The 14,630-nt window shown below is 60.7% G+C and carries 10 protein-coding genes; 5 read left to right on the forward strand and 5 right to left on the reverse strand.

Translation table 11 applies throughout. The annotated features are described in order from the left end of the window. Positions 1-61: 61 nt before the first annotated feature. The 3 genes from L9B60_RS09835 to L9B60_RS09845 all read right to left on the reverse strand — a co-directional run bounded on the left by L9B60_RS09835 (position 62) and on the right by L9B60_RS09845 (position 6,699). Positions 62-1,417, reverse strand: coding sequence for a DUF3999 domain-containing protein (locus L9B60_RS09835; RefSeq protein ID WP_249678301.1), 1,356 nt, complete (start codon positions 1,415-1,417; stop codon positions 62-64). Then, the gene (locus L9B60_RS09840; protein ID WP_249678302.1) at positions 1,414-4,116 is read right to left on the reverse strand and encodes a DUF2339 domain-containing protein; all 2,703 of its coding nucleotides are present in this window, start codon (positions 4,114-4,116) and stop codon (positions 1,414-1,416) included. Before L9B60_RS09840 ends, L9B60_RS09835 begins: the two co-directional genes overlap by 4 nt. Before the next feature lie 132 nt (positions 4,117-4,248). Beyond that, positions 4,249-6,699 (reverse strand): glycogen/starch/alpha-glucan phosphorylase, encoded by a 2,451-nt coding sequence (locus tag L9B60_RS09845; RefSeq protein ID WP_249678303.1) that lies wholly within the window; start codon positions 6,697-6,699, stop codon positions 4,249-4,251. 204 nt (positions 6,700-6,903) lie between these two features. Here L9B60_RS09845 and L9B60_RS09850 point away from each other — a divergent pair, with 204 nt between their 5' ends. Continuing rightward, positions 6,904-7,311, forward strand: coding sequence for a YkgJ family cysteine cluster protein (locus L9B60_RS09850; RefSeq protein ID WP_249678304.1), 408 nt, complete (start codon positions 6,904-6,906; stop codon positions 7,309-7,311). Between the two features lie 183 nt (positions 7,312-7,494). Here the strand turns inward: L9B60_RS09850 and typA are convergent, their stop codons facing one another. Together typA and thiI are read right to left on the reverse strand one after the other, a co-directional pair. Beyond that, positions 7,495-9,315, reverse strand: a complete 1,821-nt coding sequence (gene typA, locus L9B60_RS09855) for a translational GTPase TypA (protein WP_249678305.1) — start codon at positions 9,313-9,315, stop codon at positions 7,495-7,497. A gap of 142 nt (positions 9,316-9,457) precedes the next feature. Beyond that, positions 9,458-10,912: a tRNA uracil 4-sulfurtransferase ThiI gene (gene thiI / locus L9B60_RS09860; RefSeq protein ID WP_249678306.1), complete on the reverse strand. Its 1,455-nt coding sequence runs from the start codon at positions 10,910-10,912 to the stop codon at positions 9,458-9,460. A 330-nt stretch (positions 10,913-11,242) separates the two neighbouring features. On the opposite strand from thiI, the gene glnA reads away from it, so the two are divergent. The 4 genes from glnA (at position 11,243) to L9B60_RS09880 (ending at position 14,533) form a co-directional block, all read left to right on the forward strand. Beyond that, the gene (gene glnA / locus L9B60_RS09865) at positions 11,243-12,649 is read left to right on the forward strand and encodes a glutamate--ammonia ligase (protein ID WP_249678307.1); all 1,407 of its coding nucleotides are present in this window, start codon (positions 11,243-11,245) and stop codon (positions 12,647-12,649) included. Positions 12,650-12,769: 120 nt separating this feature from the next. Continuing rightward, positions 12,770-13,315, forward strand: a complete 546-nt coding sequence (locus L9B60_RS09870) for a chorismate mutase (protein ID WP_249678308.1) — start codon at positions 12,770-12,772, stop codon at positions 13,313-13,315. Positions 13,316-13,406: 91 nt separating this feature from the next. Continuing rightward, on the forward strand, positions 13,407-13,919 hold the full coding sequence (locus L9B60_RS09875) for a DUF4124 domain-containing protein (protein WP_249678309.1): 513 nt from the start codon (positions 13,407-13,409) through the stop codon (positions 13,917-13,919). Further along, the gene (locus L9B60_RS09880) at positions 13,916-14,533 is read left to right on the forward strand and encodes a DUF4124 domain-containing protein (protein ID WP_249678310.1); all 618 of its coding nucleotides are present in this window, start codon (positions 13,916-13,918) and stop codon (positions 14,531-14,533) included. Before L9B60_RS09875 ends, L9B60_RS09880 begins: the two co-directional genes overlap by 4 nt. Positions 14,534-14,630 lie beyond the last annotated feature (97 nt).

Genomic DNA, 14,630 nt, shown 5'->3' on the forward strand with positions numbered 1-14,630 from the left:
AAGAGTTCAAGCGCCCGGCTCAAGCGTAGCCGCAAAACGACGAAACACCCCCCCATGGGATTTAATGTCGGGTTGCACGGGCCCGGGTCAGGCTGTAGGCCATGGCCCCCAGCACAAGCACGCCGACCACCAGTACCGCCCAAAGGGCTATGCGCTTCCAGTCGATACTTGCCGGCGGTGCGGCCACAGGCAAGGCGGCGATCACCGGGGCTGCGACCGCCAATGTAGCGCGGCCGCCCGGCACGCTGGCGTCGGGAATCAACGTGGCCAGGGGCAATTGCGCACCGGTGACCGTGGCACTGCCCACCGCCAGCCGATAGGGCGGCTCACCGCGCGCCAGGAATACCAACTGCACCGGGCGTACTGCCACGCGCAGGGTCGGCGCCTCGCTGCCCAGGCCTCCGCCGCGGTCATCCACGTGCATCATCACTTGGCGCAGGGTTTCGCCGCGCATCGGCAGTTCATCCTGCAAGTCGTCCTCGCCGTTCTGGGTCAGGCGATACAACAGGCCGCCCTCCAGTGGCTCCCAGCCGTTCTTGCTGTCGTTACGCCCGAACACATCCACCGGGGCCAAGCTGTTGGGCTGATCCAGGGTGACTTTCAAGCGCTCGACGGCCAGCGGGCCGGGCAATTGCCAACTGTATTCGCTGTTCTTCAAGGCAACCCCCTTGAGCGGCTCGGACCACACCAATGCCGGCGGCACCACTGTCGAGTTGCTGCTAAGCACTTGCACGGCACTCAGTACCGGGGCCGAGCGAGGGCTCTGCCACAGCAAGCGCAGGTAGCGCGCGGGTTGGGCGGGCAAGGTCACGTCGTGTTGCTCGATCCGTTCGTCGGCAAATGACAGCCGGGCCACCTGCCCGTCACCCAGCGAGCGCCAGTGCTGCAGGTCATCACTGCCTTGGATACTGAAACGCTGAATACCTTCGCGCTCGCTGTTCCAGTCGATGCTCAACTGGGTCAGCGGGCCATTGATGGCGCTGGTGTCCAACAGCCAGCCACGCAGTATTTCCTCGCCCGCTTCCAGGTCTTGCTCAGGCTGCACCTCGATCAGGCTACCGTGGGCGCCTAGCTGCACACGCACGGCGGGCGCGGCATCGACGGCGTCGGCAGCTTCGTACAACGGAAACCACTTCACCGAGGTTTGCACCTGGTTGTCGATATGTTGCGGCAGTTCGTGCAACAGCGAATAAGCCAGTGGCTCACCGGCGGCGTTGAACACACGCACATCGCCCAAGTCACTCTGGTGGGCACTCAGTTGCACGGCCAGCGGCAACTCCAGGCGATACCACGGCCCCTGGCCGGTGACCGTCAGAGGCAATTGGCTAGCAAAATCGGCGAGCTGCTCGCGGGCCATTGCCGAGAAAGCGGCGCACAGCCCCACGGCCAGCAAGCCAAGGTTCAACGTTCGTTTCAACTGTGCACTCCTGATTCATTGCGCCGTGGCGGCAGCGGTGCAAAATAGCCGACTACCAGCAGTAATACACCCACCCCGATGAACGAGACAATCCTCGACAAGCCACCGTGGTTGCTTAATTCGACGAAAACCAGCTTGGCCACCACCACTGCAATCAATACCGCGCCCACCAGCCATACTTCGCGGCGGTGGCGCAGGTGACCACCAATCATCAGGCCCAGGGCAATCAGGGTCCACACCAGCGACAAGGCGGCCTGCACCAGCATGGAGCCCAGCAGCCAGTCCAGCGCGTACGGTACGCCCGCCCAGTGGTGCGCGGTACGCATCACCGTGGCGGTGATCAGGGCGAACAGCGAAGCGCCCAGCAACCATTGCACCGGGCCACGAAGGTGCGCCGCGTGGAGCACGGCATCGGCCGCCGTACTGCGTGACCAACTGTGGATGCCAAACAGCACGAACAGCAAACCCAGCTCCAACGGATTGATCAGTGGCACATAGGGCAAAGGCTGCGCGTCGCCGTCACTGAATACGTTCGCCAGCCAGTACCACCCCAGCATGGCCACTGCCAACGGTAACGCCGCCCACCAGCGATAGGCCTGGGGCTGCTCGCTGACGGGCCATGGCCAGGCACGCGGGCTGGCCATGGCCAGCAGATACAGGCTTGGCAGCAGCGCCCAGCCCAACCAGCGCCAAGCGTTGTAAACATCGGCCAGTTGCAGCAGTGCATAACGCAACTCCAAGGCCAGCACGCCGATCAGCAACCAACAGCCCACCACATGGGCGCCACTCAACGCCTTGGCGTAAAGCCAGGCAGGCAGCCGTCGCAGCGACCAGAAGTGCGCAACGAACACCAAAGCCCAGGCCAGCCAGCCGAATTGGCCCAGGGGATGCGCGTGGTCATCCCATTCCAGCAACAGCGCCAACCCCGCCAAAGGAATCAATGCCAGGCTCAAATGCGCCAGCGCCGACCAGCGCAAGCGCGGTGCCAGCCAGGCCGCCAGCGCGGCACTCACCGCCAAAATACTCAATTGCCTGGCCACGTGCAGCGGGTATGGCACCCAGCGCACCAGCACGCTCTGCCAGGCAAACAACCACCACAACGCGCCCCACACCAGCAACGCGATGCTCAACCGCGCCCAGCCGGCAAACCCTTGGTCACGCCCCACATGCAACTGCCAGGCGCTGAACAGCGCAGCCAGGCCTACCAACAGCGCCGTCAGCGGTTCACCCTGCAACGGGGCCGCCCCCTGGAAGAAGCACACGGCGGCACCGGCCTGCAGCAATAAGGCAAACGCGCACGCCAATCGTCGCCCCTGGCGCACACCCAGCCACACCAGCCCGGCTCCCTCCACCGCCCAGGCTGCCGTGGTCCAGTGCGCACCAAGCCCCAGCGGGATGGCCAGGCTTGCAAAAATCACCCCCAGGGCCAGGCAGGCTTCCAGCAGCAGTGCGGCACGCTCCGGTACCCGGCGTGCCAGCAACCAAGCCACGCCCATGTAGATCACGCCCAGCCCAAGCGCACTGAACGCCGGGCCGAACTCCAAATGCCGAACCAGCGCATATTGCAGGCCAAACCCCACCAGCGGCGGGCCGAACAGGATGCTGCCATGCACGTAATTGGCGCGGTTGCGCCACGCCGGTTGCGCCGACGGTTCTGGTGTATCGAGCAAGGAACGGCGGGCAAACAGCAGGCCGATCGCCAGGTACATGAAGAAAAACAGCAGCAGGAATGGCTCGGTGCTGGCAAACAGCTCCGGGGTATAGGAACGCAGGCCCCAAGTGAAGCCGATGCCAAAGGTGCCGACAAAACCGATCAGGTTGAGCAGGCGCCAGGCCTTGAACCAGGCAATCGAAAGGATCCCGGCATTGAGCAGCGCGAAGTAACTGAACAACGCCACGTGGCTGCCTGCGCCGGTGGAAGCCAGGATGGGCGCGGCAAAGCCGCCCAACGCCGCCGCCGCGGCCAGCCCCAAGGCGTCCTGCATGACGGCAAGCATTGCCGAAAACACCGTCACTGCCACCAGCAGAGCCATGGCCGGGCCGGGATCGATCAATGAATGCAGGCGCATCGCGGCAAATACCGTGAGGTACAGCACCGCCACCCCGGCGCCTTGCAGCAATAGCCCATATTGACGTTTGCGCTCGCGCAACCGCCAACCCAGCCCCAGCAATAGCAGTGCGCAAGCCGCCACCCCGGCGTAGCGCAGTTCGATCGGCACCACGACGTTTTCAGTGGCATAGCGCAGCAAGAAGGCCAGGCCCAAGAACAGCAGCACCACGCCAATGCGCAGTACCGTGTTGCCGCCCAGCAGCCAGGCGCGGGCGCCCGCTACAGCTTTCTCGATGAAGTTGGGTTCGCCAGGGGTAATGGGTTCGCGTGACCAGGCGTCGGGCTGGGGTGGCTCTGTGTCAGGCAGCTCCCAAACAAGGTCTGGCTGGGTTTCGACAGGCGGTCGCGTGGCCACCGTAGGGGCAACAATGGCCGGATCGAGCAATGCAACCCGAGCCTGCAACGCTGCCAGAGCCTCGCGCGTTTGCGCCAATTGGCGGGCATGTTCGCGGCTGGTACGCGCCAAGGCGCCCAGGCGAATACTCAAGCCCAGCGCCAGGCCCAGCACTGCGCCCACCAGCGCCCCTTCGATGGACTCATCGAAAGCGCCGCCCAGCACCAGCCCCAGCAACATGAAAAGCCATTGCATGTCGATTTCCCTAATCGGCGTTACAGATCCTTTGGACGCAAACGGGCCGGACGAAAGCACGCCCGGCCCGCGAATTGATGCAGCCATGGCCCTCGGCTAGCGAGGGCCTTGCCCTACCACGCGCTCAGAAGATCATTCCAAGGCGTCCCAGATTTGCTCGGCGTACTCGCGAATGGTCCGGTCAGACGAGAACCAACCCATGCGCGCGGTGTTAAGCACTGCCGAGCGCCACCACTTGGCCGGATCGTGCCAAAGGTCCTCGACGCGCTTCTGCGCATCCCAGTAGGCATCGAAATCGGCGCACAGCAGGAAGCGGTCATACCCCACCAGGCCGTCGATCAGCCCCGCATAGCGCGACGGATCGTCTGGCGAGAAGGTACCGCCACGGATCGCCTGCAACACGTCATTCAAACGGTGCGAGGCCGCGACCTCGGCGTTGGCATTGAACTCACCACCATGCTTGCGGGCCTCTACCTCATGCGAGGTCAGGCCAAAGATAAACATGTGCTCGGCACCCACCTGGTCGCACATTTCCACGTTGGCACCGTCCAGGGTGCCGATGGTCAATGCGCCGTTGAGGCCGAACTTCATGTTACTGGTGCCCGAGGCCTCGTAGCCGGCGGTAGAGATCTGCTCGGACAAATCGGCCGCCGGGATAATGCTTTCCGCCAGGCTGACGTTGTAGTTGGGCAGGAACACCACTTTGAGCAAGCCACGCACGGTGGGGTCGTTGTTGATGGTACGGGCGATGTCGTTGGCAAGCTTGATGATCAACTTGGCCTGGTGATAACTGGCCGCCGCCTTGCCGGCAAAGATCTTCACCCTGGGCACCCAGTTGGTGCCAGGCTCGGCGCGAATGGCCTGGTACAGCGCCACGGTGTGCATCAGGTTGAGCAGTTGGCGCTTGTACTCGTGGATCCGCTTGACCTGCACGTCGAACATTGCCTCGGGGTTGACCACCACCCCCAGCCGCTCCTGGATAATCCGCGCCAAGGCCTTTTTGCTGTTGAGCCGCTGGGCGGCGAATGCCTTGCGAAACGCCGGTTTCTCGGCAAAAGGCTCCAGCTCTATCAGGCGCTGCTCGGGATGGTCGAGCACGTCTGGCCCCAGCGCGTCGACGATCATGCCGGTCAACTCGGCGTTGGACTGGAACAACCAGCGGCGGAAGGTGATGCCGTTGGTCTTGTTGTTGATCCGGTCCGGGTACAACTTGTGCATTTCCGAGAACACGGTGCTGCGCATCAGCGTGGTGTGCAGGCCCGATACGCCGTTCACGCTGTGCGAGCCCAGGAACGCCAGGTTGCCCATGCGCACGCGACGGCCGTTGTCTTCCTCGATCAGCGACACCGCGCGCAACACGTCGAAGTCGTGCACGCCTTTGGCCCGCAGCGAATCGATATGGTAGGCGTTGATCAGGTAGATGATCTGCATGTGCCGCGGCAGCATGCGCTCCATCAGGCCCACCGGCCAGGTTTCCAGGGCTTCGGGCAGCAGGGTGTGGTTGGTGTAGGCCAGGGTCTTGACGGTGATGTCCCAGGCGGTTTCCCATGCGACGGCATGGGTGTCCACCAGCAGGCGCATCAACTCGGCCACGGCGATGGAGGGGTGCGTGTCGTTGAGCTGAATAGCCGCCGAGTCATTCAGGTTGAGCACCGTGGGGTGCATGTTCAGGTGCCGGCGCAGCAAGTCCTGCAACGACGCCGACACGAAAAAGTACTCCTGGCGCAGGCGCAGTTCCTGGCCGGCCTCGGTACTGTCGGCCGGGTACAGCACGCGCGAGATGCTCTCGGCCCGGGCCACCTCCGCCACGGCGCCCAAGTGGTCACCGGCGTTGAAGCGCTCCAGGTGCAGTTCTTCCAACGCACGGGCCCGCCACAGGCGCAAGGTGTTCACGCTGGAGCCGCGCCACCCCACCACTGGCGTGTCGTAAGCCACCGCCCGTACCGTTTCAGCCGGCCACCAGACCTGCTTGGGCTGCCCGACGGCATCGTGCACGGTCTCCACATGGCCGCCAAAGCTGATCGGGTAGATCACCTCGGGGCGCTCGAACTCCCAGGGGTTGCCAAAATCCAGCCAGTTCTCGGTTTGTTCCTGCTGCCAGCCGTCGACGATGGCCTGGCGAAACAGACCGTGCTCGTAGCGGATGCCGTAGCCATGGGCGGCGATCCCCAAGGTGGACATGCTTTCCATGAAGCAGGCCGCCAAACGGCCCAGGCCACCGTTGCCCAGCGCCGCATCCGGTTCCAGCAGGCGAATGCGCTCCAGATCCACGCCAAGGTCGGTCAGGGCTTCGCGGGCGATGTCCAGCAAGCCCAGGTTGCTCAGGCTGTCGTACAGCAGCCTGCCGATCAGAAACTCCAGGGAAAGGTAGTAGACACGTTTTTGTCCCTTGCGATAAATCTGCCGGGTATGGTCCATCCAGTGTTCGACCATGTGATCCCGTGCAGCCAGTGCAATGGCTTCGAACCAGTCGTGATCAAATGCATGATCAGGGTCCTTGCCCACCGCGTAGGTCAGTTTGGCGAGTACAGCAGCCTTGAAGTCGGCTACCTCGGCTTCACGAACGAGCGGTTCCTGAGACATTGAGACGTCCTCGGGGGAAGTTGACGGATTTTTACAAGCGGGGTTGTTTCAGCCTAGACGGTTCGACACAAGGCGAAAGCCCTGGTTCGCGCTTTTATGCGTATTTAATGTAAAAGAAAGCCTGGAGAAACCGGCAAATGGTTGTTCACTTTTTCACCAATGCCGGTATGATCGCGCGCCCGATCACCCCGAAACCCAAAGCTGATGATGAAGACTAGCCTGATTGCCGCCGCCGAGATCGACCGTCTCGACACTTGGCAGAAATACTCCGCCCCCATGTGCGGAGCGTGCATCTCGAGCTGCTGCACGCTGCCGGTGGAAGTGAAAATCAAGGACTTGATCCGCATCGGCGTGGTCGATGAATTCGAGATGGGCGAACCGCCGAAGAACATTGCCAAGCGCCTGCAAAAGGACGGCATCGTCGAGCGTTTCAATCAGAAGTCGGGGATCTTTACCCTGCAGCGCATGAGCAACAACGATTGCCTGTACCTGGACCGCAAGAGCCGCCTGTGCACCGTGTACGACAAGCGCCCGGATACCTGCCGCAACCACCCCAAGATCGGACCGCGCCCTGGTTACTGCGCCTACAAGCCAAAAGCCGTCACCCGCTGATTCACGCGCCCACTCTGTAGGAGCGGATTGATCCGCGAAAAATGCGACTCGGTGTTATTGGAGCACCGCAGTGCTCTTTTCGCGGATCAATCCGCTACAGGGGGATTCGGTAAATCGCAGGCAAACAAAAACGCCCCCGGCCTTTCGACCGGGGGCGTTTTTATTCAGCCGTAGCTAGAACAATCAGTTCTTGGCTTTCTTGGCAGCGCGGGTACGCTCGCCTTCGTCCAGGATCTTCTTGCGCAGGCGGATCGACTTAGGAGTCACTTCGCACAGCTCGTCGTCCTGGATGAATTCCAGAGCCTGTTCCAGGGTGAAGCGAACAGGTGGAACCAGGGCGATGGTTTCGTCTTTACCCGAAGCACGCATGTTGTCGAGCTTCTTGCCTTTGGTTGGGTTGACGCCCATGTCGGTGTCACGGCTGTTCAAGCCAACGATCTGACCGTTGTAGATCTCTTGACCGTGCTCAACGAACAGCTTGCCACGCGCCTGCAGAGTTTCCAGGGAGTAGGTCAGCGCCTTGCCGGTTTCAACCGAAACCAGAACGCCGTTCTGGCGGCCGGACATGTGGCCGGACTTCATCGCGTCGTAACGATCGAAGATCGAGGTCAGGATGCCAGCACCGTTGGTCAGGGTCAGGAACTGGTTACGGAAACCGATCAGACCGCGAGCAGGGATGTTGTATTCCAGACGAACACGGCCCTTGCCATCCGGCACCATGTTGGTCAGGTCGCCCTTACGCAGGCCCATCTCTTCCATGACCTTGCCCTGGGATTCTTCAGGGGTGTCGATGGTGACGTTTTCGAACGGTTCCTGCTTCACGCCGTCAACCTGACGGATGATCACTTCCGGGCGACCAACGCCCATTTCGAAGCCTTCGCGACGCATGGTTTCGATCAGTACCGAGAGGTGCAGCTCACCACGGCCGGAAACCTTGAACTTGTCAGCCGAGTCGCCTTCTTCAACGCGCAGAGCAACGTTGTACAGCAGCTCTTTGTCCAGACGTTCCTTGATGTTACGGGAAGTCACGAACTTGCCTTCTTTACCGCAGAAAGGCGAGTCGTTTACCTGGAAAGTCATGGAAACGGTTGGCTCGTCGACGGTCAGAGGCTTCATCGCCTCGACAGTGTCCGGCTGGCACAGGGTGTCGGAGATGAACAGCGACTCCATACCGCTGACGCACACGATGTCGCCTGCGAACGCTTCTTCAACGTCGATGCGGTGCAGACCGTGGTGACCCATCAGCTTCAGGATACGGCCGTTACGCTTCTTGCCGTCGGCACCGATGGCCACGACAGGGGTGTTCGGCTTGACGCTACCACGAGCGATACGGCCAACGCCGATGACACCCAGGAAGCTGTTGTAGTCCAGTGCGGAGATTTGCATCTGGAACGGGCCTTCACGGTCAACAGCCGGTGCTGGTACGTTGTCGACGATCGACTGGTACAGCGGGGTCATGTCTTCAGCCATGTCGGTGTGGTCCAGACCGGCAATACCGTTCAGGGCCGAGGCGTAGACGACTTTGAAGTCCAGCTGTTCTTCGGTGGCACCCAGGTTGTCGAACAGGTCGAAGATCTGGTCCAGAACCCAGTCCGGACGCGCGCCTGGACGGTCAACCTTGTTGATGCACACGATTGGACGCAGGCCGGCTTCGAAAGCCTTCTTGGTCACGAAACGAGTTTGCGGCATAGGGCCGTCTTGAGCGTCAACCAGCAGCAGAACGGAGTCAACCATCGACATTACACGTTCAACTTCGCCGCCGAAGTCGGCGTGGCCCGGGGTGTCCACGATGTTGATGTGGTAGCCGTTCCAGTTGATGGCGGTGTTTTTCGCCAGGATGGTAATACCGCGCTCTTTCTCCTGGTCGTTGGAGTCCATCACGCGCTCGTCGTTGAGCTCGTTGCGCTCCAGGGTGCCGGATTGACGCAAGAGTTTGTCTACCAGGGTGGTTTTACCATGGTCAACGTGAGCAATGATGGCGATGTTACGTAGATTTTCGATCACTTGTGTATCTCGATCAGAGGATTCGGTGTGCTGACAACAACTGGTGGCAGCGATTAACAGTAGAGTCCGTTAAAGCCATTACAACTTAACGGCGGCGTCGGGGGGCCGGTGACGCAGGCCACAGGCAAACAGCCCCGGGCACTTAGCTCGGTCGATAAACGCGCACATTGGCATGCCCCTCACTGAGCAAATGGTGGGCATGCAGGCGACTCATCACGCCTTTGTCGCAATACAGCAGGTACTGGCGAGTAGGGTCCAGTTCCTTGAAACGGCTGTTCAGTGCATAAAACGGCAGGGCCTTGACCTCAATGCCGTCGAGCTCGAGTGGCTCGTCTTCCTGGGCGTCCGGGTGGCGGATATCGACAATGACCTGGCCGGCCAGCGCTTCGCTGACTTCCTCGATCTCGATATCCTGGCCCAGCTCATCGATCACATTGTCGATCGACACCAGTTTGGCGCGTTCCAGCGCGCGCTCAAGTATGGCCATGTCGAACTGCTGTTCTTCGTAGACGACACGGTTGCGCTTGGCATTTGTGGTGGGGCTTACGGAAATCACACCACAGTATTCTGGCATGTGTTTGGCGAAGTCGGCAGTGCCGATTTCAGTCGCCTGGTCAATGATGTCCTGCTTATGGCTGGCAAGCAATGGACGCAGCACCAGCTTTTCTGTAGCAGAATCGATCACCGAGAGGTTCGGAAGCGTCTGGCTCGACACTTGCGAGATCGCCTCGCCGGTTACCAGCGCGTCGATTTGCAGACGATCGGCAATGCGGGTGGCGGCGCGCAACATCATACGCTTGAGCACGACGCCCATGTGACTGTTGTCGACCTTGCCGAGAATTTCGCCCAGCACTTCTTCAAACGGCACGCTGACGAACAGCACGCGCTGCGAACTGCCGTACTTCTTCCAGAGGAAGTGCGCGACTTCCATCACGCCCAATTCGTGGGCACGGCCGCCCAGGTTGAAGAAGCAGAAATGGGTCATCAGGCCGCGACGCATCATCTGGTAGGCGGCCACGGTGGAGTCGAAACCACCGGACATCAGCACCAGGGTCTGCTCCAAGGCGCCCAGCGGGTAACCGCCGATGCCTTCGTGCTGACCATGGATTACATAGAGGCGCTGGTCGCGGATTTCAATGCGCACCTTCACCTGCGGCTGCTTGAGGTCGATACCGGCGGCGCCACACTGCTGACGCAATTGGCTGCCAACATACCGATCCACGTCCATGGAGGTGAAGGTGTGACGGCCGGCGCGCTTGCAGCGCACCGAAAAGATCTTGCCGGCCAGCAGCGGCCCGAAATGCTCTTTGCATTTGGCAACGATATCGTCGAAGTCGCCCAGCGGGTACTCGTCCACTTGCAGGAAGTGGGTAATACCCGGCGTGCAGCTCAGGCGCTCGGTCATCTCGTGCAGCACTTTCGGGTCGGCGATTTTGGTCGTGACCGTGAGGTTGTCCCACACGCCGTCGACCACCAGCGCAGGGTCCAGGTCGCGGAGCACTGTGCGGATGTTCTTGGCGAGCTGGCGGATGAAGCGCTTGCGCACCGGCCGGCTCTTGATGGTGATCTCTGGAAAGACTTTTACGATTAGTTTCATGAAAACTGCGCGCGAGATGCCAGCTAAAAAAGAGGGGGGCGGATTATAGCGGAAATTGCTCAAGGTTTGACCAGTTATCGTACAGAAGGTTTTCAGCGCACTAAAAAAGGTCGTTTTGATTTAAACGTGCGTCACTATGGTGCGTCAAATCGCCGCAAAACCTTTAAATAAGCCCTGAACGCCTGTGTTTGGGGCAAAAAACCCATATGAGGGCACTGGCATGCAAATTGCTCCCTTGTGAGGCAGGTTGCCTTGGCAGAGTATCTGCGCCGGCATCACCCAAATTGAAGGGCTCTCCACTATCAAGCCCTAATCCACCCGGAGGACACCATGTCGAAGTCGGTTCAACTCATCAAAGATCATGACGTTAAATGGATTGATCTGCGCTTCACGGACACCAAAGGCACCCAGCACCATGTGACCATGCCTGCTCGCGATGCGCTGGAAGACGACTTCTTTGAAGTCGGCAAAATGTTCGACGGTTCCTCCATCTCTGGCTGGAAAGGCATCGAAGCCTCCGACATGATCCTGCTGCCAGACGACGAAACCGCCGTGCTGGACCCGTTCACCGAAGAGCCGACGCTGATCCTGATCTGCGACATCATCGAACCTTCGACCATGCAAGGTTACGATCGCGACCCACGCGCCATCGCTCACCGCGCCGAGGAATACCTGAAGTCCACCGGTATCGGTGACACTGTGTTCGCAGGCCCAGAGCCAGAATTCTTCATCTTCGACGAAGTGAAGTTCAAGTCCGACATCTCCGGCTCCATGTTCAAAATCTACTCTGAACAAGGTTCGTGGATGTCCGACCAGGACATCGAAGGCGGCAACAAAGGCCACCGTCCAGGCATCAAAGGTGGTTACTTCCCAGTTCCGCCGTTCGACCACGACCACGAAATCCGCACCGCAATGTGCAACGCCCTGGAAGAAATGGGCCAGACCGTGGAAGTTCACCACCACGAAGTGGCGACCGCTGGCCAGAACGAAATCGGCGTGAAATTCAACACGCTGGTTAAAAAGGCTGACGAAGTTCAGACCCTGAAATACGTCGTACACAACGTTGCCGACGCCTACGGCCGCACCGCTACCTTCATGCCTAAGCCACTGTACGGCGATAACGGTTCGGGTATGCACGTTCACATGTCCATCTCCAAAGATGGCAAGAACACCTTCGCTGGCGAAGGCTATGCCGGCCTGTCCGACACCGCCCTGTACTTCATCGGCGGTATCATCAAGCACGGTAAGGCCCTGAACGGCTTCACCAACCCGGCCACCAACTCCTACAAGCGTCTGGTGCCAGGCTTCGAAGCTCCGGTCATGCTGGCCTACTCGGCTCGCAACCGTTCCGCCTCGATCCGTATTCCTTACGTCAACAGCCCTAAAGGCCGTCGTATCGAAGCACGCTTCCCGGATCCAGCAGCCAACCCGTACCTGGCATTCGCTGCTCTGTTGATGGCTGGCCTGGACGGCATCCAGAACAAGATCCACCCTGGCGACGCAGCTGACAAAAACCTGTATGACCTGCCGCCTGAAGAGGCCAAAGAGATCCCACAAGTTTGCGGCAGCCTGAAAGAAGCCCTGGAAGAGCTGGACAAAGGTCGTGCGTTCCTGACCAAAGGCGGCGTTTTCAGCGACGACTTCATCGACGCTTACATCGCCCTGAAAAGCGAAGAAGAAATCAAGGTTCGTACCTTCGTACACCCACTGGAATACGAGCTGTACTACAGCTGCTAATCCCGTGATGTGAAAAAGGCCTCCCTTGGGAGGCCTTTTTTATGCCTGTTAGAATGCTAGCGCCTGGTTCGCGGATGAACCGGGGTGCCGTCGATACCCCATAAAAACAATGGAAACTTTATGCACAAAATCCTACTGCTGATCACCGCCACCTTGCTCGCCACCCCCGCCTTCGCCGCCCCACCGGCCAGCCTCACGCCGCTGCTGGCCAGCGTCCAGGAACGTTTGGCCATCGCCGACCAGGTCGCCTTGAGCAAATGGGACAGCCACAAGGCCGTGGAAGACCGCCCGCGGGAAAAAGACGTGATCAACGGCGCCATTGCCTTGGCCCCCACCTACAAGCTTGAACCCGGCGCGGTGGAGCAATTCTTCTCGGCGCAGATCGAGGCCAACAAGCTGGTGCAATACGCCCACCTGTCCGACTGGCACCTGCAAGGCAAGGCCCCCGACAGCCCGCGCCCCGACCTGGTAGGGCAGATCCGCCCACGCCTGGACGAGCTGCAGAAACACTTGCTGCAACAGCTTGCGGACTTCAGCCCCTACCGCCAAGACCCGCAATGCCCGCAGTGGCTGGCCCAAGCCAACAAGGCCGCAGCCAAGGACGCGTTGCACCACCTGGCCCTGGTACGCGCCACCGCCGAGCTGTGCGTGTATCCAAACCGATAAACCCAAGGGCATGAAACTGCTCTATGCTGGCAGCCAGGGCCAAGCGCGGTATCAGGCCCTGGTTCTCGCTCAATGGCCAAGGGAAGCCTTCATGCGTTCATGCCTTGTCTGCCTGTTGTTGCTGGTATCACTGCCAGCCTTCGCGCAGATCTACAAATACACCGACGCTGATGGCAACACCGCCTACTCCAACGAGCCGCCCAATGGCACCGCCAGCGAGACGGTCGAACTGCCGCCACTCAACAGTGTGCAGCCACAGCCGCAAACCTTGCCCCAAGCCCACGTCCCCAGAAACAAGGGCGTGGCGGCGCCGGCCTACGACACCCTGCAGTTGACCGACATCCCGACCGCAGAAGCCCTGCGCGCCAACAACGGCACCTTTACCGTTGGGGTCGACCTTGCGCCACGCCTGCAACCTGGGCACGTGCTGCGCCTGCAACTCGATGGCAAGCCTTACGGGCAACCCAGCAACGTGCCGCGCCTGCAATTGGTCAACGTCGACCGGGGCGAGCACAGCCTGGCGGTGCAGGTGTTGAGCAACGGTGAACTGGTGCAGCAAAGCCCGACGGTGACCTTCACCGTTCAGCGAGTGCACGTACCTTGACCCGCCTATTGCTGGCCGCCTGCATCACCTGGCTGTCGCTGAGCCTGCCCGCCAATGGCGCCGAGGTATTCACTTACGTGGACGCCAACGGCAATCGGGTATTCACCGACCAGCCCCACAGCAACGCCAAAAAAGTGCAGATCGCCGAAAGCAACAGCATGAGCCCGGCCCAGTTGCCGCAAAAGGTGCTGCCAAAGCCGAAAAGAAAGCCGGTCACCCTGCCATTGCAGCATTACCAGATGCTACGCATCCTGATTCCGGAACCGGATGCCACGGTGCAAGCCATGAGCGGCGACTTTATCGTCACTGTCACCAGCGACCCCGGCCTGCAGCCCGGCCATGGCTACCGCTTGCTGCTCGATGGCAACGTGGTCGCCGGCCCTGGCGTGAGCCCGGTGTTCCAACTGAAAAATGTAGATCGCGGCCGCCACCAGCTGTCTGCCGAGATTATCGATGCACAAGAGAACGTCATCGAGCGGACCCCGCCGCAACCCTTCCAAATGCAACGCACCTCCCTTGCCCAGAAGCGCAAGGCCCGCCCCTGCAAAACCGCAGACTACGGTGTGCGCCCCGAATGCCCGATCGCGGACAAGCCAGCGGACGCAGACGAGTAAGGCCCCCTTCCCGAGCGTCGGCACAGACGCTACGCTTCATATTGGTGCGCAAAAGCACTCAGGCAAAGGCTTTCATCCCCATTTTGGGTCAATTCTG

The sequence above is a fragment of the Pseudomonas abieticivorans genome (assembly GCF_023509015.1).
Taxonomy (GTDB): Bacteria; Pseudomonadota; Gammaproteobacteria; order Pseudomonadales; family Pseudomonadaceae; genus Aquipseudomonas; species Aquipseudomonas abieticivorans.